The following is a 24,909-nucleotide window of genomic DNA, read 5'->3' as shown; positions in this document are numbered from 1 at the left end:
AGTTAAGGGAAGCGGTTAATTATAAATTAGTTGCTTCTCCTGTTTTGTGAATTTTTACAGTTAATTCCTGAGTCCCATCTTCAATATCCATGAAAATTTCATCGCCGGCTGTAATTTTTGAAGTAATAATTTCTTCGGCAAGTGTATCTTCTACGTACTTTTGAATAGCTCTTTTTAATGGTCTGGCACCAAATTGCTTATCAAAACCTTTTTCTGCAATAAATGCTTTTGCTTTATCGGAAAGTTTTAGATTGTATCCTAAGTCGGCAATTCTGGCATATAGTTTTTTCAATTCGATTTCGATAATTAAATCAATATCATGTTTTTCCAGTGCATTAAATACAATTACATCATCAATTCTGTTCAGGAATTCAGGTGCAAATGTTTTTTTCAATGCATTTTCAATAATACTTTTCGAATTATCATCAGCCTGTGCTACTTTAGCAGCAGTTCCAAAACCAACTCCCTGACCAAAATCTTTTAATTGTCTGGCTCCTACATTAGAAGTCATAATGATGATGGTGTTTTTAAAGTCAATTTTTCTTCCTAGGCTATCAGTCAGGAATCCGTCATCTAATACTTGTAAAAGCATGTTGAAAACATCAGGATGGGCCTTTTCAATTTCATCTAAAAGTACAACTGCATATGGTTTTCTACGAACTTTTTCGGTTAATTGTCCGCCTTCTTCGTATCCTACGTATCCCGGAGGCGCACCTACTAATCGTGAGATGGCAAATTTTTCCATATATTCACTCATGTCAATTCGCACCAGAGCTTCTTCTGAATCAAATAATTCTTTAGCTAGAACTTTAGCCAGCTGTGTTTTTCCAACTCCCGTTTGTCCTAAGAAAATAAAGGAACCAATTGGTCGGTTTGGATCTTTCAGTCCGGCACGATTTCTTTGGATAGATCGGGCAATTTTTAATACTGCTTCATTTTGACCAATAACCTTACTTTCAATAAGTTCCGGTAGTTTTGCTAATTTATTACTTTCAGTTTGTGCAATTCTGTTAACAGGTATGCCGGTCATCATAGAAACCACATCGGCAACATTATCTTCTGTTACCTGAATTCGATTACTTTTTGCATCTTCTTCCCATTGTTCCTGAGCGATGGCTAAATCTTTTTCAATGCGTTTTTCATCATCACGAAGTTTAGCTGCTTCTTCATATTTCTGCTTTTTAACAACGGCATTTTTTAACTCTCTGATGTCTTCTAACTGACGTTCTAAATCGAGTATTTTTTTAGGAACTTCAATATTGGTAATGTGTACTCGTGACCCCGCTTCATCCATTGCGTCAATTGCTTTGTCCGGTAAAAAACGTTCAGACATATATCTGTTTGTCAATTTTACACAAGCCTCGATTGCTTCCTGTGTATAAGTAACATTGTGGTGGTCTTCGTATTTGTTTTTTACATTGTTCAAAATAGTGATTGTTTCCTCTACCGAAGTAGGTTCTACAATGATTTTTTGAAAACGTCTTTCGAGAGCCCCGTCTTTTTCAATGTATTGTCTGTACTCGTCAAGAGTAGTTGCACCGATGCATTGAATTTCACCTCTGGCCAATGCTGGTTTAAACATGTTAGAAGCGTCCAGCGAACCTGTAGCTCCGCCAGCACCAACAATGGTATGAATTTCATCAATGAAAAGAATGATATCGTCATTTTTTTCTAATTCATTCATTACTGCTTTCATGCGTTCTTCAAACTGACCACGGTATTTAGTGCCGGCAACTAAGCTGGCTAAATCTAAAGTAACAACACGTTTATTAAATAAAATTCGGGATACTTTCTTATGGATAATACGCAATGCTAATCCTTCGGCAATAGCTGATTTTCCTACTCCCGGTTCTCCAATTAACAGTGGATTGTTTTTTTTGCGACGACTTAAAATCTGGCAAACACGTTCAATTTCTTTTTCGCGTCCAACAACAGGATCCAGTTTTCCTTCTTCGGCCATTTCGGTCAGATCTCTTCCGAAATTGTCTAAAACAGGTGTTTTTGATTTTTTGTTAGACTTATTGGCCGGATTGTTGAAATTGCCTTCTTTTAAACTGTCATCTTGTCCTAAATCGTCATTGTAAGAGTCTGTGGCTCTTGGTAAATTTTCTAAGAATTCTTCTTCGTTTGGTGTCATATTGAGATATTGTTCTTTAGCTATATCATAATCTATTTTTAGTTTATTTAATAGCTTGGTTGTAGGATCGTTTTCGTTTCTTAGAATACATAATAATAAATGAGCGGTACTAACCGATGGACTCTGGAAAACTTTAGCTTCAAGGAATGTGGTTTTTAATGCACGCTCCGCCTGACGAGTCAAATGCAGGTTTTTCTTTTCTAAATTATTATCGATTCCCGGGATTGCAGGGCTTAGGATTTCTACTTTTCTGCGTAAATGATCTAAGTCAATAGATAAATTATTGAGTATCTGTATTGCTTTACCATTACCATCTCTAAGAATACCAAGCATCAAGTGTTCAGTCCCAATGAAGTCATGACCTAGTCGTAAAGCTTCTTCTTTACTGTAGGTAATAACATCTTTTACTCTTGGTGAAAAATTGTCATCCATAATATTTATTTCTTGTATGTGTAAATTTAGTGAATTACTATTTGAAAAACAAAAACCATACCTAAGTACTTATGTCAGCTAATAGACAAAAAAAATGGCAAAAAAGCTTGAATTTATCTATAAATTATTAAACAAATGACAATGTTAAGTTGTTAATAAATCTTTGAAATTAGTATATCGAAAAGCTTTTAAAAATTTCAAAAATCCGTATATTGGCACGTTTTGAAATGAATATAATTATTTAATATAACAACTTATGTCTGAAGGAGAAAAGTTAATTCCTATTAACATTGAAGATGAAATGAAATCAGCTTACATTGATTATTCAATGTCGGTAATTGTATCAAGAGCGCTTCCTGATGTTAGAGATGGCTTGAAACCAGTACATCGAAGAGTGCTTTATGGAATGTATGATTTAGGAGTAACTTCAAGATCTGCCCACAAAAAATCTGCAAGAATAGTAGGGGAAGTTTTAGGAAAGTATCACCCGCATGGAGATACTTCCGTTTATGATGCCATGGTTCGTATGGCTCAGGAATGGAGTTTACGTTATTTATTAGTTGACGGTCAGGGTAACTTCGGTTCTGTAGACGGTGACAGCCCGGCAGCAATGCGTTATACCGAGGCCAGAATGCGTAAGATTTCGGAAGAAATAATGGCAGACATCGAAAAAGAAACCGTTGATTTCCAATTGAACTTTGACGATACTTTATATGAGCCAAAAGTAATGCCTACCCGTGTTCCTACTTTATTAGTAAACGGAGCAACCGGTATTGCAGTAGGTATGGCTACTAATATGCCTCCTCATAATCTTACTGAAGTTATCAATGGGACACTTGCTTATTTAGATAATAACGATATCGAAATTGATGAATTAATGAATCATATAAAAGCTCCTGATTTTCCAACAGGAGGTGTAATATATGGTTATGAAGGGGTTCGTGAAGCTTTTAAAACGGGAAGAGGACGTATTGTAATGCGTGCTAAAGTAAGTTTTGAAGAAGTAGATGGCAGAGAATGCATTATTGCTACTGAAATTCCATATCAGGTGAACAAAGCAGATATGATTAAACGTACTGCTGACTTAGTAAATGAGAAAAAAATAGACGGAATTGCTAATATCCGTGATGAGTCAGACAGAAACGGAATGCGCATCGTCTATATTCTGAAAAGAGATGCTACGCCTAATGTGGTTTTAAATACCTTATATAAGTTTACACAATTACAATCTTCATTTAGTGTAAATAATATTGCGCTTGTTAAAGGACGCCCGCAAATGTTGAATCTAAAAGACATGATTCACTACTTTATTGAGCACCGTCACGATGTTGTAGTTCGAAGAACACAGTTTGAATTGCGTAAAGCCGAAGAAAGAGCTCACATTTTAGAAGGTTTAATTATTGCTTCGGATAATATTGATGAAGTAATTGCGTTAATCAGAGGTTCTAAAAACACGGAAGAAGCCCGTGAGAAATTAATAGAAAGGTTCCAACTTTCAGACATTCAGGCACGTGCTATCGTTGAAATGCGTCTGCGTCAGTTAACCGGTCTGGAACAGGATAAATTAAGAGCAGAATATGAGGAATTAATGAAATTAATTACTCACTTAAAGGCATTATTAGCTGATGTGAATTTAAGAACTGAGCTTATTAAAGAAGAATTAGCCGAAATACGCGATAAATATGGTGATGCCCGTCGTTCAACTATTGAATATTCAGGCGGAGATGTAAGTATTGAAGATTTAATTGCCGATGAGAATGTAGTGATTACTATTTCTCATGCCGGTTATATTAAACGAACCAATTTAACAGAATACAAAACGCAGAATAGAGGAGGAGTAGGACAAAAAAGTGCCGGAACAAGAGATCAGGATTTCTTAGAGCATATGTTTGTGGCTACAAACCATCAATATATGATGTTCTTTACTCAAAAAGGAAAATGTTTCTGGATGCGGGTTTATGAAATACCTGAAGGAAGCAAAACGGCTAAGGGCAGAGCGATCCAAAACCTTATCAATATCGAAAGCGATGATAAAGTTAAAGCTTTTATCTGTACTCAGGATTTGAAAGATCAGGATTATATCAAAACACATAACTTAGTTATGGTAACTAAGAAAGGACAGGTTAAGAAAACTTCATTAGAGAAATATTCTAAACCAAGAGTTAACGGAGTTGCCGCTATTACCATTAAAGAAGGTGATGAATTATTAGGGGCTGAATTAACGAATGGTGAAAGCCAAATTATTCTGGCCGTTAAATCAGGTAAGTTAGTTCGTTTTGAAGAAACTAAAACCCGCCCAATGGGAAGAACAGCTTCCGGAGTACGTGGTATAACGCTAAAAGACGATAGTGATGAAGTAATTAGTATGGTTACTGTTGACAAAGACAATATCAACGATACTCAAATTTTAGTTGTAACTGAGAAAGGATATGGTAAACGTACTAAGTTAGTAGATGATGATGGAGAAGACGTGTACAGAATTACAAATCGTGGAGGAAAAGGAGTAAAAACCCTTAACATTACTGAAAAAACAGGAAGTTTAATTTCTATAAGTGCCGTAACCGATGCTGATGACTTAATGATTATTAATAAATCCGGGTTAACTATCAGAATGGCAATTGAAGATTTAAGAGTAATGGGGCGTGCTACCCAGGGAGTTAAATTGATCAATCTGAAAGGAAATGACTCTATTGCGGCGGTTGCTAAAGTAATGAAAGATGATGCTGAAGAAGTGGTACTTGACGAAAACGGAAATGTTATAGAAAATGCAGCCATTGAAAGAGTAAAACCAGTATTAGAAGTACTAGAAGATGATGGCATTGTGGAAGATGAAGAGGATGAAGAAGAAGATAGCATCGAAGACGAAGAAGTTGATGATTCTGAAGATGATGAATCTTAAATTTGTAACCCAAGTGAATTATTAAATATTAAAAATGAATATTATGAATGGTAAATTTGTAATGCTTGCATCAGCTTTATTGCTGTCTGTAGCTACTTTTGCTCAGAAAAAAGAATTAAGAGCTGCAGAAAAAGCAGCAAAAGGTGACGATATGACAGAAGTGCTCAGAATTTTGAAAGAAGCCGAACCTGTAATGACGAATGCATCTGATGAAGAAAAAGCCCAGTATCTCTTTTTAAAAGGAAATGCTTATATGGCGCTGGTAGAGAAAAAAGTCGATACCGAAGTTAATATGTCTCAGGCTGCCAATACGTATAAAGAATTAATAGCAGCTGAGAAAGCTTCCGGTAAACAAAAGTATTCCAGTCAGGCAGCAACATCAATCACAAGAATTAAAGGTATGTTAATTAACAGTGGTGTTGCAGCTACTAAAGAAAACAATAATATTGAAGGAGCTCAAAAATTATATGAAGCCTATCTTTTAGATAAAAAAGATACTATAAATCTTTATTATGCAGCTTCCACTTATGTAAGTGGTAAAGATTATGATAAAGCAATGGAACTGTATAATGAGCTTAAAAAGTTAAACTATTCCGGTAAAGCAACAGAATACCTGGCTACCAGTAAAGTAAATGGTGAAGAAAATGCGTTTGCTACTGCTGCTGAAAGAGATAAAGCAGTGAAATTAGGAACGCATGAAAATCCAAAAACGGAACAAATTCCTTCTAAAAGAGGGGAGATTTATAAAAATATGGCTTTGATATTAGTAGATCAAGGAAAAATTGCTGAAGCTAAAAAAGCCGTTGCAGAAGCTACAGCAGCTAATCCGGACGATACTTCTTTGATGTTAACTGAGGCTAATTTATATCTTCAAACTAAAGATTTTGATAAATACAAACAGATAATTACGGAAGTATTAGCAAAAAATCCTAATGATGCAGGATTAGTATACAATTTAGGAGTGATTTCTGCAAATGCTAATAATAATGCTGATGCAGAGAAATATTATAAAAGAGCAATCGAAATTAAACCTGATTATACTAACGCTTATATCAACTTAGCTGTTTTAAAACTACAAAACGAAAAACCTCTTATCGAAGAAATGAATAAGTTAGGAACTTCTGATAAGGATATGAAACGTTATGATGTTTTGAAAAAGAAAAGAGAGGAGTTGTTTAAAAGTACTTTACCGTATTTGAAAAAAGCGTATGAATTAGATCCTCAAAACGAAGATGTGGTAAAAACACTTTCAGGAGTTTATGGAGCATTAGAAATGACAGCTGAGAAGAATGCTTTGAAAGCTAATATGAAAAAATAATTTTTCAGTCATATAAAAAATAATAGCCATTTTTGATATTTTCAGAGATGGCTTTTTTTATTTGAATTATTACCACGCAACTATTATAAATTTGTAGTTTTTTTTTTTTCTTTTCTTGAAAAGATATACTCACAATTTTAAAATAGTTAACTAAATTAATAATGATTGCACTCAATCAGGATTGTAAATATCCATTAGAAAAGATACTTTTTGTATTTGCACTGGAATCAGAAGCTGCGGACGTATTTAATAAACAAAATAAATTATTTACAGGAATAGGAAAAATTAACGCTGCTTACGAATTGACAAAAGCAATTCATAATAAAAAACCTGATTTAATTATCAATTTAGGCTCTGCCGGAAGTAGTACATTTTCTAAGGGAGATGTAATTTGCTGTACACAATTTGTACAACGTGATATGGACGTACGTGGCTTGGGGTATGAACTTTATGAAACTCCTTTTTCAGGAGTGCCGTCCCTATTACAATATGGTTTAAAAATAGAAAAGTTACCGCTGGGTATTTGTGGTACGGGTGATAATTTTGAAATGAGCCATAATGAAACTAAATATAATGTTGTGGATATGGAGGCTTACGCACTGGCTACTATCGCGATGAAAGAAAATATTCCGTTTGTATGTCTTAAATATATTTCTGACAGTGCTGATGATAATGCAGCTGATGACTGGGCTGAATCAGTGCATAAGGCCGCTCATGCATTTGGCAAAATTCTTCAGATTAATGATTAGTAGGTTTTATATACAATGAAGAGGCTGGTTTTAAAAACAATTGAAAATAGTATTGAAATTCCATTTGTCGAAGATGAATTTGAATCCGGCGCTGTCTGTTTTGCCAGTGATGAAGATTTAAGATTGGACTTTAAGTTACAGTTTACTATTTATGATGTAGTGAATTATGTGTATGGCATTTATCAATTGTACTGGGAAGAAAACGAAAAGTTAGAAGTTTCACGTTTAAAAATTCCGTATCCTGTTAATGCGCATCGTTTTTGGGAATACAGTACTATAGGAAAAAAATATCGTCAGCAACACGTTATTAATGAAATTGAATTAACGGATGTAACTGAATTACAATGGGAAAATTCAAAAAGTAAAATTTAATTTTATTATAATTCAGTTGTAGTGTATAACTCCTTGTAATTTCTCTTTATTCCCAATTTGTAAATTCTTAATTTGCGACCTTAAATTAGTAAGGAAAGATGAAGGTCTGTATTGCCGAAAAACCAAGTGTAGCACGCGAAATTGCATCCGTATTGGGAGCAAATACCAAACATGATGGCTATTATGAAGGGAATGGTTATGCTGTAACTTATACCTTTGGTCATTTATGTACCTTAAAAGAACCCAATGATTACAAAGCTTACTGGAAAAGTTGGGATTTGAATAACCTTCCTATGCTGCCTGAAAAATTTGAAACTAAAGTTGTGGAAAATGCCGGGATTCAAAAGCAGTTTAAAATTGTAAAAAGTTTATTTGACCAAGCTGATGTCGTAATCAATTGCGGCGATGCCGGCCAGGAGGGAGAACTGATTCAGCGATGGGTAATGAATGAGGCTAATTATAAGGGCGAAGTTAAACGCCTGTGGATTTCGTCATTAACTACAGAAGCTATTAAAGAAGGTTTTGAAAATCTCAAACCTGCCGCTAATTATGATAATTTATATTATGCAGGATTTTCCAGAGCAATAGGTGACTGGTTGCTGGGTATGAATGCCACCCGTTTGTACACCGTAAAACATGGCGGATATAAACAGGTATTGTCTATTGGTCGTGTGCAAACGCCAACATTAGCCATGGTTGTGGATCGTTTTAAAGAAATTGAAAATTTCAAACCACAGCCTTACTGGGAATTGCAAACTTTATATCGGGAAATCCTTTTTAGCTATGAAGAAGGTCGTTTTTTAAAAAAAGAAGACGGGCAACTCTTGGCAGATAAAGTCAAAGAAAGTGATTTTGAAATTGTTTCTGTCGAAAAAAAGAATGGAAACGAATATGCTCCGAAACTTTTTGACTTAACTGGTTTACAGGTGTATTGTAATACTAAGTTTGGGTTTTCGGCTGATGAAACTCTGAAAATAGTACAAACTTTATACGAACAAAAAGTGGTTACTTATCCCAGAGTAGATACTACTTTCTTACCAACGGATATTTATCCTAAAGTTCCCGGGATTTTGCAAAATCTGACTAATTATGCTTCATTGACCGAGGTTCTTTTAGGGAAAAAAATTAAAAAATCTCCGAAAGTTTTTAATGATAAAAAAGTTACCGATCACCATGCTATAATCCCGACAGGAGTACAAATCAATCTGCAATACAATCAGCAGCAAGTGTATGATATTATTGTAAAACGTTTTATTGCTGTTTTTTATGATGATTGTCTGGTGGCAAATACAACAGTAATTGGCAAAGCGGCTGATGTTACTTTTAAAACAACAGGAAAAGAAATTCTGAAAAAAGGTTTTCGGCTTGTCTTTGAAGATCCAAACGCAAAGGAAAAAGAAACAGATTTGTTACCTGCTTTTGTTGTGGGAGAAAAAGGCCCGCATGAACCTTCGTTTTTAGAAAAAGAAACAAAAGCTCCTAATCAGTTTACAGAAGCTTCTTTGTTAAGAGCAATGGAAACGGCAGGAAAACAGGTTGATGATGAAGATTTGCGTGAATTAATGAAAGAAAACGGTATCGGAAGACCTTCTACAAGAGCCAATATTATTGAAACTTTGTTCCGACGCCAATACATCATTCGAAATAAAAAACAGGTTCTGCCTACACCAACAGGGATTCAGCTTATTGATATTATTCAGAATGAATTGATAAAATCGGCAGAATTGACGGGTTCCTGGGAAAAACAACTGAAAGATATTGAGAAAGGAACTTTTACCGCAGCTGCATTTATCAATAATATGAAGCGTATGGTTGATGCTTTGGTGTATGAAGTACGCAGCGAAACTACTCGTGCTAATATTTCGCATGCCGGAAGTATTCAAAAAGAAGAAGCAGCTGTTGAGAAAAAAAAGGCGGCAGGAATAGAAGCGCAATCCTGTCCTAAGTGCAAAAAAGGAAATCTTATAAAAGGAAAATCAGCTTATGGATGTTCCGGATATAAGTTGGGGTGTGATTTTGTTTTACCCTTTATTTTTGCAGAGAAAAAAATATCAGAAAATCAATATTTACGATTGCTTCAAAAAGGTTCAACGGTAAATTTAAAAGATTTTAAAACGGATGAAGGTACAATGATAGAAGGATTACTTCGTTTTGATGATGCTTTTAAACTTAAATTAGAACCCAGAAAAACAGTTTCAAAGGCAATATCAGAAACAACATCTGATAAATTTGCTTGTCCAAAATGTCAGGGAGGAACTATTATAAAAGGCAATTCAGCTTATGGATGCAGTCATTATAAATCAGGTTGTGATTTTAAAGTTCCTTTTGAAACTGTCAGAGAAAAATTAAAAGATCAAAAACCAACCCAAAAATTAGTGTATACTATTCTGAAAGAAGGTTTTTAATCCTATCAGGATTTTGTGTTATGCAACCTCTTTTCTGTCTTTTTTATTCTGATTCGATGTAATTGAATTTTGAAATATTAATTCCGGCATTTTGTACTCTTTTTTTTTAACCGAAGAATTTTTAATAGAAAGCTTTATTTTACGAATTGAATTTTTTAGAAAAAGAACAAAACGAATAATAATGTTTTTTTTCATTCTTCTGATTTCTTTTTGAAGCTGTGTGTTCTCCGTTTTTGCAAGCTGTAACTGATTTATAAAATAAGCATTTTGATTTTGGCCGGCAGTAACATTTTCAAAATTAGCATACAGGTAATTTAACCGCTCTTTTATCAGCATCCCTATAGCATAAAATGATAATTTTTCTTTAATATAAAGGCTGGCATGGTTTGCTTTGCTGTTTCTTAAAGAAGGATTTTCATAAACTTCAATTAATTTATCCACTGCACTGGACAATTTAGGATTAGCCCAGATTGTTTTAGCACAAAAGTTTTTATCCGGATTTTCAATATATCCAACTTGAAAATCAATCAGATAACTATTATTGTCATTCATAAATTCAGTATTTCCGGAATAATTAGTGGCTATGGTAGGTTTGCCTAAAAACATAGCTTCGGCTAGCGTTAATCCAAACCCTTCGGAATGATGCATGGAAACGTAGGCATTACAATTGTTTATTAACTGATTGACATTGTTTTTATCCAGTTCAATATCAAATATTTTTATGTTTTTGGTATTGGAAATATATTTTTGTAATTGCTGTCTGGATTTTCTATAATGGTCACCACCAACGGTTTTAATTACTAATTCTACGTTGGCATTATTTCCAAAAGCGGTTTTAAATGCTTCAATCAGGAAAAAAGGATTTTTTCGCTCTATGGAACTATGGTAACTGAAAATAAACAGAAAGCTAAACTTTTTTTCATCAAAAAAAGCAATCGTATTTTTTTTGTCAGCAGTATCGAGAGCTACTTCAACAGGATGTGGTACTATAATTATGGGATTATTATAGGTTTTTTGAAAGATTGATTTACAATAATGGGAAGTAGTCCAGATTTCATTAAAAAGATTCAGGTTTTCTAATAGCTCAGGTGCAATGTATTCTGATTCCCATACTAAAAACAGGATTGTGTATTTTTCCTTAAATAAATCCGGATTTATGACTCCAAAAAATGATTTAAGATCCTGTAGTGAAATCTGAACCAAATTTACCGGATACTCAAATGAGTATTGATATTTAGGATTATTTTTAACTTCATTATAATCGATCAAAGAAAGCGGGATATTGTGTTTTTTAGCAGCCTTAATGTTTAGACGTACGGCTTCTCCCAGACCAAAACTGCCCTTTGTGTATCCGATAATATTAATTCCTTGTTTGTAGTTATGCATTTTATACTCTGAATATTTATTGTTGCCGATATTAAATTGTGTACAACAACCTTTCCTCGCTATTCCATTTTTATTATTGTAAAATGCTTTTATATACGTTCATATACTCCTTAGCAGCATTCTCCCATGTAAATTCTTTGGCTCGGTTTTTATAGGCTGATATATATGTTTGTTTATTATTGTGAAATTTACTCATGCCTTCATTAAATACTTTAGCCATATATTCCGGATCAAAATTTTCCCAGTAAAAGGCATCTTTTCCGCCTATTTCAGGCAGCGAAGTCTTATTAGATAGAAATACCGGTTTACCAAAGGTCATCGCTTCCAAAACCGGTAATCCAAAACCTTCTCTCAAAGAAGGAAAGGCAAAAGCAAGACAGTTTTTATAATAAAATATTTTGTCTGATTCGGAAATAGGACCAAGTAAAAAGACTCTGTTTTCTAATTTATAAGCTTGTATTTTCTGTTTTAATAGGTCTACGTATTCATCCTTTATTTCTCCTGCAATTACTAAATTAATGTCATTTAGAAACCGAAGCATTTCAATCAGAGTGTGAAAATTCTTTTTTTCAACAACCTGCCCAATAGAAAAAATAAAAGGTTTGTCAGGTACATAGCCAGAACAAAAAATTTCTGAATATTTAGAATATTTATAATTGAAATTATTACCATTATGAATTACAAATTCAGGGACATCAGGTATCTTAAAATAATTGTGCGTGCTGGTTTTAGCAAATTCTGATACATATACAATTGCATCACTTCTTTCAATTTTATTTTTTAATTGATTAATTCTTAGTTCAAGATCTTTTCCTGTGTTTTCTTCTAAAAAATTTATATCATGAATAGTCAATAAATAAGGAGTGGAATTACTTGCTGGTTCAATTTTTGTATTCTGATTTACAGAATGCCATAAGTGAAAGTTTTTCTTTATTCTGAAAAATGGGTATCTTGTTATTGGAAAATATTTATTATAAGAAATACATTTTCCTAACTCTTGTTTAATTTTGTCGTTATTACAGTTTAAAATAAGCTGATGTTCATTTAAAAAATCGGTTTCCTTGCTTAATGCCTTAGCTAAATTGAAATTGAATTGTCCAAATCCGCTATATAAATTTCTAATATTATGAGTTTCAAGAAAAATCTTTTTTGGGGCTGAGTATTGCATAAATAATTTTGTTCTTCAAGATTAATAAATACTTTACTAATTCTACAAATAAAAATTCCTCTGAAAATAACAAAAGGATATTTTAAAGATGTAAGAAAAGTAAATTGGTTGCGTGTGAATAATTTTTTTTAATACGATTTAAAAGACAAGCACTTAATGTATAAGATTGAAAAAAATAATTTTACTTTATAAAGCACTGATAGTTATTGTTTTATTAGTTTGTGACCGTATGAGAATTATAAGATCACAAACTAATAAAATTTTTAGCTTCCTGCAGGTTCACCACCATTCACATGAATGAATTGTCCGGTAACATAACTGCTGTCTTCAGATGCTAAATAAACATAAGCGGGAGCTACTTCAGAAGGCTGACCCACTCTTTTCATCGGGGTATCTTTTCCAAAATTTGTAACATCTTTAAAACTGGCAGGAATTAATGGAGTCCATATAGGACCGGGAGCAACACCATTTACCCGAATGTTCTTCTGTACTAAATTACCGGCTAATGATCTTGTAAAGCTTACAATTGCTCCTTTAGTACTGGCATAATCTAATAAATGTTCACTGCCGCGATATGCTGTAATTGAGCTTGTGTTAATAATACAATCACCTTCATTCATGTGTGGAATTGTATTTTTAGTAATATAAAAATAAGGGTAAATGTTGGTTTCAAATGTAAGATGCAATTGTTCATTCGAAATGTCTTCCAGTTTACTTTCAAGCATTTGAGTAGCGGCATTATTAACCAGAATATTTAATTTTCCGTATTCTGACACCACTTTTTCTACAGCATTTTTACAAAATTCAGGATCTTTTAAATCTCCTTGTATAAGTAAACAATTGCTGTTTTCGGCTTCCACTAATTCTTTAGTTAACTGTGCATCTTCATTTTCTTCCAGATAAATTATCGCAATTTTAGCGCCTTCTCTGGCAAAATGCACCGCAACGCTTCTGCCAATACCGCTGTCACCTCCGGTAATCAATGCTACTTTGCCCAAAAGTTTATCAGCTCCTTTATAGTTTTTACGAATTATTTCCGGTTCAGGAATCATTTTAGACTGTTCTCCCGGTAAACTTTGTCTTTGTAATGGTAGGCTTATATTCTTATCCATGATCTGTTATTTTTAAAATTCGACATTGCTTAAATAGCATCTAAAATTAAAATTTTCAGAACCTGTCTTTTTACATAATTACAGTTAGTCTTTATAACTTTTACATTTATAAACCCATAATATTTGAAAAAATGATGTTTAAGGAGAAAATAGGAGGGAAGGAGTTTTAAAAAAAAGTACCGATGCTTATGCTATTGCTGTGTGACTGATTTCCTTTATTAATTAAAAAAGAAAACGTAGGATTATTGTATGTACGAACGGGTGGAAAGCACATACTCCATTACAGTTACTGCAGCAACCTGACTACCCGTGATCTTCGTTGCAACAGGCATCGGTACAATTTTGTTATGCTTATTTTGATAAGCTTTAATGTAAAATTATTAATAACGAGACAGACTGTTTTACAAAATTTCAATAAATAGTTATACAATGTATTGTTGCTTCAAATGGAAATCTTTAAAGGAAATAAAAAAATGTTATAACCTTTTGGCTACACATTAAAGTAATTTAGACAGATGAATTTAAACATTAAATAATGATAACAGAAATAAAAGATGTCCCTCCCCAGATAGTTGCATTTAAGGCTATTGGAGAAGTGACACATGAGGATTACACCAATATTATTGTTCCGGCTGTCCAAAAATTAGTTTCACAAACTGATGAAATAAATTTTATACTTTATCTGGATACCGACATTAATTTTACAGATAGTGCCTGCTATCAGGATGCACTTTTAGGATTAAAAAATCTTGGAAATTGGAATCGTGCTGCTATAATAACCGATTCTTCAAATATAATTTCATTCACAAAGGCTTTTAGTTATATTATTCCTGGAGAATTTAAGGGATTTTCAAAAGAGAATGATGAAGAAGCTATACTTTGGGTCAGTAATAAAACATAAAAAAATATTTTTTAAGCTAGCGTATTTATTAATTTAATTTTAAATATTATGGAAACGAATAAAGATAAAAATGATACTACAAAAAAAGGTTTTTCACAAAAACCATACTCAAAAATGGAACCGGTAACAAATCATGATGCAGGTTTAACAAATGACAACGAAGAGTTGTATGGAACACCACAAAATGAAAAACCATTAAAAGATATCAAACCGGATAAGAAACCATATGAATCAGGAAATGAATCTGATAAAAATGCGACTCATCAATTTGTTGATGAAGAAGATATTGTAGGGGATACTAATTTGGTTGATAACAATGATCCTGATTGTTTTGACAAACAATATGGAAAAGATTCAATTCCAAAGCCGGAAAATTAATTGAGTTTTCCTTTTGCAAATAAAAAACGTCCTAATTTTTTAGGACGTTTTTTATTTATTTTTTCTCTTCGTTATTCATTTTATCATCAAAATCGGGCTCTTCACCTTTGAATTTTTGAGTATCGACATCATAATTTTCATCATTAGTTAACACTTCATCATGATCTTTATATTGATGTTTTCTGGTGTCACTTCTGTTGTCCGATCCCTTATTATTGTTGTTCGTAGGGTTGTGTTTATTAGTACTCATGATTTTATCTTTTATAATTTACTTAAAATTACATAATCAGTCCTGAGTAATTTTATACAATTACAATGAAATATTGCACAATTTTAATTTAGACTGAAATTATCATAGCTTTTTAAAATATTGTTTGAATAAAATAGGGTAAAAATCAGAAAAACAAGAATAAAATGAAATAAAAGCCTGAAAATCTATATTTTTTTTGTATATTATTCAACTAAATCAAATTTTCAGGATTTTATGGAGATTCTATAAACTATAAAAATAATACTATAATCTTTTTTAAAGATAGACATATTATTTTTATTCAGTTCAAAAAATCATTCTAGAAAAAGTGAAAAAACAATAATAAATAATAAAATGGAAAAAACAATTATCGTTTCAAACAGGTTACCTGTCGATCTTAAATATAATGAAGGAAAGCTAATAGTAAAATCCAGTTCAGGAGGATTAGCTACGGGAATGAAATCAGTACATTCTGAGGGAAACGGTATCTGGATTGGGTGGTCAGGACTTACTGAAGAAGTGATTAACCCGAAACAGAAACTGGAAGTTAATGAAGCATTAGCTAAAGAGAAATGCATTTCGGTACCGCTTAATCAGTATGATATTGACAATTATTATTACGGCTTTAGTAATGCTGCCTTATGGCCTTTATTTCATTATTTTCAGGCTTATACCGAATTTGAACTGCATCATTGGAAATCATATGTTGAAGTAAATCAGAAATTTGCTGATATTGTTTTAGAACATCTAAATGAAGGTGATACCGTATGGATTCATGATTATCAATTATTATTACTGCCTGAACTCCTCAGAAAAAAAAGAAAAAACATTACTATTGGTTTCTTCCTGCACATTCCTTACCCTTCCTATGAAATTTTCAGAACCTGTCCTTGGCGTGATGAGTTACTGCAAGGAATGCTTGGAGCAGATCTTATAGGTTTTCATACTTATGATTATGTGCGACACTTTATAAGTTCTGTAGAGCGTTTAAAAGATATTGAAATAAATTTTAACGAAATTTCATATGATAACAGAATTATAAAAGTGGACTCTTTTCCTATGGGAATTGATTACAATAAATATCATAATGCTGCTCTTGAACATCATAAATATCCGGAAAGTTCTAAGTCAGAATTGATGAAAAACATTGATTTTCACAACAAATCTAATGAAGAAAGTAAATTGATTCTGAGTATTGACCGTATGGATTACACTAAGGGGATTCCAAACAGAATAAAATCTTTTGAATATTTTCTGAATAAATATCCGGAATATAAAGGTAAAGTAAGACTGGTAATGCTGGCGGTTCCTTCGCGGGAAAATGTATTGCAATACCAACTTTTAAAAAGAGAAACAGATGAGCTGGTAGGAAGAATAAATGGTGATCTTTCTACGATTAGCTGGACTCCTGTCTGGTATTTTTACAGAGCATTGCCTTTTCATGAACTTATAGATTTATATGTCTCTTCAGATGTTGCAATGGTTACTCCTATAAGGGACGGAATGAACTTAGTTGCAAAAGAATATATAGCAACCAGAACTAAAAATGATGGTGTTCTTATATTGAGCGAAATGGCCGGTGCAGCTAAGGAGATGCATGAAGCCTTAATTGTAAATCCAAATAATTTTGATCAGACTGCTGACTGTATTAAAGAAGCGCTGGAAATGCCGGCTGAAGAACAAAAAACAAGATTAGAAGCACTTCAAAAAAGAATTTCCCGTTATGATGTGGAGCGTTGGGCTAAAGAATTTCTGAAAGGATTAAAAGTTGCTAAAGATACTGTACCGTTACAGATAGCTCAAAAACTTATTCCGACTAAAATAGAGGAAATAGCTTCAGAATATAAAAAAGCTTCCAGAAAATTATTTTTACTGGATTATGACGGAACCTTAGTCGGTTTTAAAAATAATCCGGGTGAAGCCAGTCCCGGTCAGGAAGTATACGATTTACTGGATCAGATAAATTCAGATGAAAATACAGAAATAGCGATCATTAGCGGAAGAGACCGAAAAACACTTGAAAGTTGGTTTGGTCATAAAAATTATACTTTAGTTACTGATCATGGTGCCTGGATGAGAAAAAAAGGAGAAGACTGGACACCATTAGACCATCTTAAGTCCAATTGGAAAGAAAATATACGTCCCGTAATGGAAGCTTTTACTGATAGCACTCCAGGAGCTTTAATTGAAGAAAAGGAATATTCATTAGCCTGGCATTACAGAAAAGCAGATGCAAAGATGGCTGCGTTAAGAACGATGGAATTGAAACATGTGTTAAAAAGTTTTCTTTTTAATCATACGCTAACTGTTCTTGAAGGAAATAAAGTATTAGAAGTAAAAAACAGTAATGTGAATAAAGGACGCGCAGCCTCCAATATAGTTTTAAATAGTAATTATGATTTTATTTTTGCTATAGGCGATGACTGGACTGATGAATTTATGTTTGAAGAACTTCCAAAAAATGCTCATACAGTAAAAGTAGGGAATGTAAAAACAGTCGCTAATTATTACATAGAGGATAATACTGAAGTTCATGATTTGTTACGAAAAATAATAACTTCTTGATTTCTCTCAGTATAAAAAAAGAGTCGCAATTTCCTTATTGCGACTCTTTTTGTATTTAGTTTTTAATAGCTCCCAAAACCTCTTCTTCTTCGGTAATATTAGAAAGGTTAATGGCGGTTTCGATGAGTGCCAGATGTGAATATGCTTGCGGAAAATTACCCAGTAATCGTTTGGTCTTAAAATCAATATCTTCACTAAACAAACCTAAATGATTACTGTAACTAAGAAGTTGCTCAAAAAGTTTTTCTGCTTTCTTAGTCTCTCCGATTTTATACAGGCTATTAATGAACCAAAAGGTACAAATAGTAAATGAAGAGGAGGGATGACCAAAATCGTCTTTATTTTTGTAACGATACAAAAGCCCGTCATTACTCAGATCGCGTTCAATAGCCTTGACCGTTGCTATATATTTTGGATCTTTTGCTTCAATAAAACCATAGTTTTCCATTAAAAGTACGGATGTATCTAAATCATAAGAACCATATGACTGAGTGAATGCCTGTACCGAATCATTCCAGGCATGTTCCATAATATCATTTTTTATAGCTTCTGCAAGGGGTTCCCATTTTTCTACTTTAGATTTCTTCCCTAAAATTTTCGCTACCTTGATAGCTTTATCAACAGCTGTCCAGCATAAAATTTTAGAAAATGTAAAATGTCTTTCTTCAGTTCTGAATTCCCAGATTCCTTTATCAGGTTCCTGCCAGTGTTTTGCTACCACCCATACAATACCCTGTGTTATATTCCACAGCTCTTCACCGTTTTCAGTATCATTATTAAAAGTGATAAGCTGCTGATGGATAACGTCCATCAAAATACCATAAATATCGTTCTGGCGTTGTGAATAAGCTGCATTACCTATCCTGACAGGCTTACTGCCCATATAACCGCTAAGATGATCTAATGTTTCTTCAGTAAGTGTTTTTTCCTTATTGATGCCATACATGATTTGCAATTTTTCATCTTTATCCGGAACCAAATCTATAATAAATTGTAAATAGTTTTTAGCCATTTTTTTATGACCTAAACCGGAAACAACTTTGACTACCATAGAAGCATCCCTAATCCAGCAAAAGCGATAATCCCAGTTTCTGACTTCTCCTAAAGTTTCAGGGAGTGAGGTAGTTGCAGCTGCCAGAACTGCACCAGTTTTTTCATAACTAAGCAGTTTGAGTGTTATAGCGCTACGCATAATCTGTTTGTTGAACTTTCTGTATTCGGTGGTTTTATCAGCCCAACCCAGCCAATAGGTTTTAGTTCTTTCAAATTCTAAGTTTATCTTAGTCTGTGTAGGTGTAAATATTTTTTCATTATAAGCCAGTAAAATATATCCATCCTGTTCCAGTGTAATTTCGTTGCTTTCTTTTATAGCAGTTAAATCAAAATTACTATACATAAATAAAGAGTCAAATTTGGTAGAATTACTTACACTGATAATATGGTCTTCTTTTACATAACTGACTGTCTGACCAGAGGCATATTCTAATTTAGGGTCGTAAATAACTTTAAAAACAGGTGAACCGCTTATTTTTTTGAAGTAACGTATAATCTCCGGTGGTATGACATATCCGCCTTTGTCTTTTCGATATCGGGGCATAAAATCATTAATTTCAAATGCATCTGTACCATTGTTAAAAGTGGTTACAAGAATACTGGTATTTTCAAGGTATTTTTGAGTAATTTTATAATCATCACTACAACGAATTTCAAAACTCCCGCCAATTTCAGCATCTAAAATTTTTCCGAATACAGAAGAAGAATCAAATTCAGGCAAACAACACCACTCAATTGCTCCTGTTTCAGAAATTAATGCAGCGCTTCTACAATTACCTATTATCCCATAATTTAAATTTGTCATAAAATAGTTTTTTGTATGTTATCAAGGGTTAATCACCTAAAATTACTAAAACCATCTTAGTTAACCAAGCTACTTTATCCTAAATAAATATTAATTGATTTTCTTATCCCGATTATTGGATTTTTATCTTAGTAGAAGACATAAAAAAAGCGCTTCAGTTTCTTGAAGCGCTTTTGTGGGGAGAGCAGGATTCGAACCTGCGAAGTTTTCACAGCAGATTTACAGTCTGCCCTCGTTGGCCGCTTGAGTATCTCCCCGAAGCCTTTGAGTACAACAGTTGTTTGTTGTTGTTAGCGGTGCAAATATAGGAACACTTTTTATTTCTGCAAACTAATTTCGGACTATTTTTGCAATATTTTTAAAGGTGTTTATAACGTATTGGAATTGAATAAAATAAAAAATCTCCACAAGGGAGATTTTTTATTTGAATCGCTAAAAATATATTATTTAGCTAAAAGTTCTATGATTTTTGCTTTCAATTCAGCACCTCTTAAGTCTCTTGCAACTATTTTTCCGGAAGCATCAAGAATAAAAGTGGCGGGTATAGCGTCAACTTTATATTGAGCAGCAATTGGTTCTTCCCACCCTTTTAAATTAGAAACCTGATTCCATGTCAATTTATCTTTTGCAATAGCTTCTTTCCATTTAGCTGGATCTTTGTCTAAGGATACACCTATGATGTTTAATCCTTTTGAATGCAGCTCTTTGTATAATGCTACAATATTTGGATTTTCCTGTCTGCAGGGACCGCACCATGATGCCCAAAAATCAACTATTGTAACTTTTCCCAGGCTTTCTTTAAGAGAAATTACTTTCCCTTCCGGATTGGGTGCTGAAAAATCTGCTCTTCATTTAGCGTCACCTGGCGCAGGAGCAGCTCCCGGAGCACCCGGTACAGAAGAATTTACAGCAGTAAGTCTTTCTTTAATAGCTTTACCTGGTTTAGTGTTTTTCAATTCTTCATCAAAACCATTATAGATTTTTTCTGCTTGTTTTACATCAGCAGAAGGATCTTGTAACATGCTTTGAATGATTAAAGCACTAATAAAAGATTTTGGGTGTGATTCAGCATAAGTAATGTATTTTTCTTTAGATTTAGTACCCACTTCTTCCTGAATCTTTTGATATTCATTCATCAGACTAGTAATAGTTGCCGTGTCTTTAGTTTGTTGAGCCTGATTCATTTTAAGCATATTAGCTGATTGAAAATCAATTAATTTCTTTTGAACCACTTTCATTTCCTCATTGAATTTCACATATTCGTCATTGTTGTATGTACCGGAAATTTTAGATTTTTGAATACTATCTTTGTTAACTTCAATGTTAATTTCTCCTTCTTCAAGAATAAATGGAATTTTATCATTAACCGATTCTAATTGAAGTACATGAAAAGAAGGTTCTGTAACTTTTCCTTTAATTTCAAATTTACCATTCTCAACTTTTACAGTATCAATGTTTATTAATCCACCCATTCCGCTTGGATCCTGTGTTTGAAGAATTACAGTTTTTCCGTTTTCAATTCCTTTTGCAGTACCTGTGATAATGTATTCGTCTTTACCAACTTTACTACAAGAAAATAGTACGGCAGAGGCAGAAAGTAATAAAAATAATTTTTTCATTATTAATTAGTTAAATTAGTTAAGTGTGCAAAAGTATTTAAATTTATAAAACAGCAATAATTTTAATCGCTAAATTTTTGTTATAATTATCAATATTAGTGCATATATAGGAATGATTCTGTACAATAGTTAAAACAATGCTATAATAATAATTTGAAAAGCAAGTTGGAGAATTTGTTTTAATTATAGGACTGGATTATTTTTGTAAAAAATTAAACCATTTATGAGACGATTAAAAGAGATATTGCTGATAAAAGATGCAACAATCCATAAACGACAGTATGATAAAGAATGGTTTTTTAAGTTTGATGACGTAGCTTTTTATTTGAAAGAGGATCTTTCAGAAGTAGAATTTATTTATTTACCTATTATGATTGATGGGGAAGAAGAAGTGGTAAAATGTTGCTCATTTAAAGATATACTCCGGGGCAGAAAAGAATTGAAATAACAAAGAGAGAAGTTTTATTTCTCTCTTTGTTATTATCGGTTACTCAATTTTGCTTTTTCTTTGATAATATCACTTATTTTTCGGTTTTCTATTTTACTTTCCAGCCAGGAAATAATGTCGAGATACAGAAAAGCTCTTTTTTCATAAGTATTTTGTTCTAATTCTATAAAACGTTCTTTCATTTTTACAAACTCTTTTTTGATATCGCTTGGATAAATAGAATTCAGGTTTTTAAGGAATCGGATAATTTCTTTCTGAACTTCATGCAAATCATTCATTTTGATTAGAAATTTATAAGTGTTTTTCAACTGGCTTTCTAAATAATAATCTTTTCCAAGTTCATAATGAGCAATCAGGCATAAGATGCGTGCAAAACACATTAAATCTTCACGCATACTCAAATTTTTATTATTAATGATTTTTTCTAAATAGAAAATAGATTCATTGTATTTTTCAATACCAAAATAAATACTGGCAATTTTATAGAAAAACAACATTTCGTGATGTTCGTCTAAATGTTCGTTGTGAATTTTTAATTTGTTTAAAACCTCAGGAATTAAATATTCGCTTTCCGCAAAAGTTCCTTCCATGATATGATAATTTAATTTATTGTTGTAAACGTATAAAAATGCTAATGAGGCGATGTTATCATTAATAGGAAAACGGGGGTCTTTAATGGTTTCTTCGAGTAATGTTAAGTATTTTTTGAATTTGGTTTGATACTTTAACATGTATAAGGATTCCAGTAAATAGTTATTTCCTTTTAGGAAAAACACCGGATTTAAGAAAATCATATTTGAATTGTCGTAAAAAAGAGTTACCCATTTAGAGGCAAATTTATAACTGCCCAAAAAGTCCTGAACTAAGAAACTACGCCATAGGTTAGCATTGTAAAACCAGTACTTTTCCCGGAAGCCAAACTTGTTTTCGTCTAATTTAGATATATGTTTGTTGAAATAATCGTCAATATAATTATATTCTTCATCACTTTTTACATAGCCCGTTTTAAGCATGATTCCATACAGCTGTAAAGATAAATTAGACAGTTTGCTGGAAATGGTATTTTGGTAATTCAATTCTTTTGCCTGAATAACTAATTCGTCGGCACGTCCCTGAATACTTCGGGTGATGTATTGCGATTCGATTAGTTTTTCAAATTCTACAATTTCATAAGCCATTAACTTTTCGTCATTTTCTATGGCCTGGGTTTTGGTTTTATCCAAAATCTTCAAACTTTGCTTATACAAACCTTTATTGTATAATATAGTTGCAAAGTCGATTTGCTCTCTTAGCTGATAACGGATATTCTGACTGGGAATATTTAGTCTTATACTTACTAATATTTGCTTGTACAAATACGATTTTAAATTTGATAATTGTACTTTTTTAATGATGCCACTTTTTAAAATAAGTTTCTCATCATAACTTTCTGATTTGTCTAAAATATTAAATAGTTCAATGAATTTTGTATTCGAACTGGTCTCCAATCGACTCGCGAAAATCTTAAATTGTCGTTTTTCAGATTTGGATAAGGACTTTATCAGAACGAATAAAAAATCTTTTTGATGGTTAGCCATTGTAAAATAAATAGATTTAACTAGTTGATTTTTAATTATTTAAACCTTCTTTGATAGGCTTATGAACAGTATATTCAAATAAAATGAATTTTATATACAAAGTAAAGAATATATTTTTGTTATCAAGATGTGAAATTACATTAAATAAATGAAAATGAATAGAGAGAAAGTCCAAATTTTTGATACCACTTTGCGTGATGGCGAACAAGTCCCGGGATGTAAATTAGATACCAATCAGAAACTCATTATAGCTGAACGATTAGACGGAATGGGAGTTGATATCATCGAAGCCGGATTTCCTGTTTCCAGTCCCGGAGATTTTTTATCTGTTACGGAGATTAGTAAAATTGTACAAAATGCTACAGTTTGTGGTCTTACCAGAGCGGTTAAAAATGATATCGATGTGGCTGCTGCAGCTTTAAAACACGCAAAAAGACCACGTATTCATACGGGTATTGGAACATCTGATTCTCATATTTTACACAAGTTAAATACTACCAGAGAAGATATTATAGCCAGAGCAAAAGCAGCTGTAGCTCATGCAAAATCTTATGTGGAAGACGTAGAGTTTTATGCAGAAGACGCCGGAAGAACTGATAATGCATTCTTGGCACAAGTGTGTGAAGAAGTTATTAAATCAGGAGCTACAGTGTTGAATATTCCTGATACAACCGGATACTGTCTGCCTGATGAATATGGTGCCAAAATAAAATACCTTAAAGAAAATGTAAAAGGGATTGATAATGTAACTATATCATGCCACTGTCATAATGATTTAGGTATGGCAACAGCCAATTCTATTTCAGGAGCTATTAATGGCGCACGTCAGATAGAATGTACTATTAATGGTATTGGTGAAAGAGCCGGAAATACAGCACTTGAAGAAGTAGTAATGATATTTAAGCAACATCCGGATTTGAATTTATATACAGATATCAATACCAGACAACTAAATGAAATGAGTCGTTTGGTTTCTGAAAGTATGGGGATGATGGTACAGCCAAATAAAGCAATTGTGGGAGCAAATGCTTTCGCACACAGCTCCGGAATTCATCAGGACGGTGTGATTAAAAACAGAGCTACTTATGAAATTATTGATCCTGTAGATGTAGGAGTCAATGAATCATCAATTGTGCTTACTGCCAGAAGTGGTAGGGCAGCATTAGCTTACCGTGCTAAAAAAGTAGGTTACGAATTGACAAAAACACAATTAGATGTGGTTTATGTTGAGTTTTTGAAATTTGCTGATGTTAAAAAAGAAGTTTTAGATGACGATATTCATTTGATTATAGCAGCTTCAAAAATAGAAGGTGATTTAATTAAGCGATAGTTAGG

General features: G+C 32.9%; 18 protein-coding genes, 1 tRNA gene and 1 pseudogene. 10 read left to right on the top strand and 10 right to left on the bottom strand.

Features of this window, described 5'->3' with window-relative positions:
* Positions 1-19 precede the first annotated feature (19 nt).
* Positions 20-2,569 carry an ATP-dependent Clp protease ATP-binding subunit gene (locus ACSV4D_RS12475; RefSeq protein WP_408079504.1) on the bottom strand — a complete coding sequence of 850 codons (2,550 nt, stop codon included), beginning with the start codon at positions 2,567-2,569 and terminating at the stop codon, positions 20-22.
* A gap of 256 nt (positions 2,570-2,825) precedes the next feature.
* On the opposite strand from ACSV4D_RS12475, the gene gyrA reads away from it, so the two are divergent.
* From gyrA to ACSV4D_RS12450, 5 genes are all read left to right on the top strand, one after another.
* A complete protein-coding gene (gyrA, locus tag ACSV4D_RS12470; protein ID WP_408079502.1) occupies positions 2,826-5,468 on the top strand; it encodes a DNA gyrase subunit A in 2,643 nt (880 codons plus the stop codon).
* A 43-nt stretch (positions 5,469-5,511) separates the two neighbouring features.
* The gene (locus tag ACSV4D_RS12465; protein WP_408079500.1) at positions 5,512-6,786 is read left to right on the top strand and encodes a tetratricopeptide repeat protein; all 1,275 of its coding nucleotides are present in this window, start codon (positions 5,512-5,514) and stop codon (positions 6,784-6,786) included.
* Positions 6,787-6,947: 161 nt separating this feature from the next.
* Entirely contained in the window at positions 6,948-7,535 is a 588-nt protein-coding gene (locus tag ACSV4D_RS12460) for a 5'-methylthioadenosine/S-adenosylhomocysteine nucleosidase family protein (RefSeq protein ID WP_439228523.1), read from the top strand.
* A 15-nt stretch (positions 7,536-7,550) separates the two neighbouring features.
* Positions 7,551-7,907: a hypothetical protein gene (locus ACSV4D_RS12455; protein ID WP_439228522.1), complete on the top strand. Its 357-nt coding sequence runs from the start codon at positions 7,551-7,553 to the stop codon at positions 7,905-7,907.
* A gap of 98 nt (positions 7,908-8,005) precedes the next feature.
* Complete coding sequence (locus ACSV4D_RS12450) at positions 8,006-10,312, top strand: DNA topoisomerase 3 (protein ID WP_439228521.1); 2,307 nt, start codon at positions 8,006-8,008, stop codon at positions 10,310-10,312.
* 18 nt (positions 10,313-10,330) lie between these two features.
* On the opposite strand, the gene ACSV4D_RS12445 is transcribed toward ACSV4D_RS12450, so the two are convergent.
* The 3 genes from ACSV4D_RS12445 to ACSV4D_RS12435 form a co-directional block, all read right to left on the bottom strand.
* Entirely contained in the window at positions 10,331-11,698 is a 1,368-nt protein-coding gene (locus ACSV4D_RS12445) for a glycosyltransferase family 4 protein (RefSeq protein ID WP_439228520.1), read from the bottom strand.
* A gap of 73 nt (positions 11,699-11,771) precedes the next feature.
* Positions 11,772-12,866: a glycosyltransferase family 4 protein gene (locus tag ACSV4D_RS12440; RefSeq protein WP_439228519.1), complete on the bottom strand. Its 1,095-nt coding sequence runs from the start codon at positions 12,864-12,866 to the stop codon at positions 11,772-11,774.
* A gap of 263 nt (positions 12,867-13,129) precedes the next feature.
* Entirely contained in the window at positions 13,130-13,978 is an 849-nt protein-coding gene (locus ACSV4D_RS12435) for an SDR family oxidoreductase (protein WP_439228518.1), read from the bottom strand.
* 535 nt (positions 13,979-14,513) lie between these two features.
* Here ACSV4D_RS12435 and ACSV4D_RS12430 point away from each other — a divergent pair.
* Positions 14,514-14,879, top strand: coding sequence for an STAS/SEC14 domain-containing protein (locus ACSV4D_RS12430; protein ID WP_439228517.1), 366 nt, complete (start codon positions 14,514-14,516; stop codon positions 14,877-14,879).
* 48 nt (positions 14,880-14,927) lie between these two features.
* Complete coding sequence (locus ACSV4D_RS12425; RefSeq protein WP_439228516.1) at positions 14,928-15,257, top strand: hypothetical protein; 330 nt, start codon at positions 14,928-14,930, stop codon at positions 15,255-15,257.
* A 55-nt stretch (positions 15,258-15,312) separates the two neighbouring features.
* Here ACSV4D_RS12425 and ACSV4D_RS12420 read toward each other — a convergent pair whose 3' ends face one another.
* Positions 15,313-15,507: a hypothetical protein gene (locus ACSV4D_RS12420; protein WP_408079482.1), complete on the bottom strand. Its 195-nt coding sequence runs from the start codon at positions 15,505-15,507 to the stop codon at positions 15,313-15,315.
* Positions 15,508-15,861: 354 nt separating this feature from the next.
* Between ACSV4D_RS12420 and ACSV4D_RS12415 the strand changes: the two genes are divergently transcribed.
* Entirely contained in the window at positions 15,862-18,072 is a 2,211-nt protein-coding gene (locus tag ACSV4D_RS12415) for a bifunctional alpha,alpha-trehalose-phosphate synthase (UDP-forming)/trehalose-phosphatase (protein WP_439228515.1), read from the top strand.
* Between the two features lie 55 nt (positions 18,073-18,127).
* Here the strand turns inward: ACSV4D_RS12415 and ACSV4D_RS12410 are convergent, their stop codons facing one another.
* From ACSV4D_RS12410 to ACSV4D_RS12395, 4 genes and pseudogenes are all read right to left on the bottom strand, one after another.
* Positions 18,128-19,930 carry a glycoside hydrolase family 15 protein gene (locus tag ACSV4D_RS12410; protein WP_408079478.1) on the bottom strand — a complete coding sequence of 601 codons (1,803 nt, stop codon included), beginning with the start codon at positions 19,928-19,930 and terminating at the stop codon, positions 18,128-18,130.
* A gap of 176 nt (positions 19,931-20,106) precedes the next feature.
* A tRNA-Tyr gene (locus ACSV4D_RS12405) sits at positions 20,107-20,187 on the bottom strand.
* 186 nt (positions 20,188-20,373) lie between these two features.
* Positions 20,374-20,760, bottom strand: a pseudogene (locus tag ACSV4D_RS12400) (TlpA family protein disulfide reductase); the annotation flags it as partial.
* An 18-nt stretch (positions 20,761-20,778) separates the two neighbouring features.
* Positions 20,779-21,549: a DUF4369 domain-containing protein gene (locus ACSV4D_RS12395; RefSeq protein ID WP_408079476.1), complete on the bottom strand. Its 771-nt coding sequence runs from the start codon at positions 21,547-21,549 to the stop codon at positions 20,779-20,781.
* Positions 21,550-21,772: 223 nt separating this feature from the next.
* On the opposite strand from ACSV4D_RS12395, the gene ACSV4D_RS12390 reads away from it, so the two are divergent.
* Complete coding sequence (locus ACSV4D_RS12390) at positions 21,773-21,997, top strand: hypothetical protein (RefSeq protein ID WP_408079474.1); 225 nt, start codon at positions 21,773-21,775, stop codon at positions 21,995-21,997.
* 32 nt (positions 21,998-22,029) lie between these two features.
* On the opposite strand, the gene ACSV4D_RS12385 is transcribed toward ACSV4D_RS12390, so the two are convergent.
* Positions 22,030-23,574 carry a hypothetical protein gene (locus ACSV4D_RS12385; protein ID WP_408079472.1) on the bottom strand — a complete coding sequence of 515 codons (1,545 nt, stop codon included), beginning with the start codon at positions 23,572-23,574 and terminating at the stop codon, positions 22,030-22,032.
* Between the two features lie 154 nt (positions 23,575-23,728).
* Between ACSV4D_RS12385 and ACSV4D_RS12380 the strand changes: the two genes are divergently transcribed.
* Positions 23,729-24,904 carry a 2-isopropylmalate synthase gene (locus tag ACSV4D_RS12380; protein ID WP_073243805.1) on the top strand — a complete coding sequence of 392 codons (1,176 nt, stop codon included), beginning with the start codon at positions 23,729-23,731 and terminating at the stop codon, positions 24,902-24,904.
* The last annotated feature ends 5 nt before the right edge of the window (positions 24,905-24,909 follow it).

The sequence above is a fragment of the Flavobacterium sp. ARAG 55.4 genome (assembly GCF_051846875.1).
In the GTDB taxonomy this organism is placed as follows: Bacteria; Bacteroidota; Bacteroidia; order Flavobacteriales; family Flavobacteriaceae; genus Flavobacterium; species Flavobacterium plantiphilum.
Note: the sequence above shows the minus strand (reverse complement) of the source record. Positions and strands in the feature narration are given on the sequence as shown.

Coding starts and splice junctions, on each gene's coding strand:
- ACSV4D_RS12475 (WP_408079504.1), bottom strand. CDS start 2,569: ATGGATGACAATTTTTCACCAAGAGTAAAAGATGTTATTACCTACAGT.
- gyrA (WP_408079502.1), top strand. CDS start 2,826: ATGTCTGAAGGAGAAAAGTTAATTCCTATTAACATTGAAGATGAAATG.
- ACSV4D_RS12465 (WP_408079500.1), top strand. CDS start 5,512: ATGAATGGTAAATTTGTAATGCTTGCATCAGCTTTATTGCTGTCTGTA.
- ACSV4D_RS12460 (WP_439228523.1), top strand. CDS start 6,948: ATGATTGCACTCAATCAGGATTGTAAATATCCATTAGAAAAGATACTT.
- ACSV4D_RS12455 (WP_439228522.1), top strand. CDS start 7,551: ATGAAGAGGCTGGTTTTAAAAACAATTGAAAATAGTATTGAAATTCCA.
- ACSV4D_RS12450 (WP_439228521.1), top strand. CDS start 8,006: ATGAAGGTCTGTATTGCCGAAAAACCAAGTGTAGCACGCGAAATTGCA.
- ACSV4D_RS12445 (WP_439228520.1), bottom strand. CDS start 11,698: ATGCATAACTACAAACAAGGAATTAATATTATCGGATACACAAAGGGC.
- ACSV4D_RS12440 (WP_439228519.1), bottom strand. CDS start 12,866: ATGCAATACTCAGCCCCAAAAAAGATTTTTCTTGAAACTCATAATATT.
- ACSV4D_RS12435 (WP_439228518.1), bottom strand. CDS start 13,978: ATGGATAAGAATATAAGCCTACCATTACAAAGACAAAGTTTACCGGGA.
- ACSV4D_RS12430 (WP_439228517.1), top strand. CDS start 14,514: ATGATAACAGAAATAAAAGATGTCCCTCCCCAGATAGTTGCATTTAAG.
- ACSV4D_RS12425 (WP_439228516.1), top strand. CDS start 14,928: ATGGAAACGAATAAAGATAAAAATGATACTACAAAAAAAGGTTTTTCA.
- ACSV4D_RS12420 (WP_408079482.1), bottom strand. CDS start 15,507: ATGAGTACTAATAAACACAACCCTACGAACAACAATAATAAGGGATCG.
- ACSV4D_RS12415 (WP_439228515.1), top strand. CDS start 15,862: ATGGAAAAAACAATTATCGTTTCAAACAGGTTACCTGTCGATCTTAAA.
- ACSV4D_RS12410 (WP_408079478.1), bottom strand. CDS start 19,930: ATGACAAATTTAAATTATGGGATAATAGGTAATTGTAGAAGCGCTGCA.
- ACSV4D_RS12395 (WP_408079476.1), bottom strand. CDS start 21,549: ATGAAAAAATTATTTTTATTACTTTCTGCCTCTGCCGTACTATTTTCT.
- ACSV4D_RS12390 (WP_408079474.1), top strand. CDS start 21,773: ATGAGACGATTAAAAGAGATATTGCTGATAAAAGATGCAACAATCCAT.
- ACSV4D_RS12385 (WP_408079472.1), bottom strand. CDS start 23,574: ATGGCTAACCATCAAAAAGATTTTTTATTCGTTCTGATAAAGTCCTTA.
- ACSV4D_RS12380 (WP_073243805.1), top strand. CDS start 23,729: ATGAATAGAGAGAAAGTCCAAATTTTTGATACCACTTTGCGTGATGGC.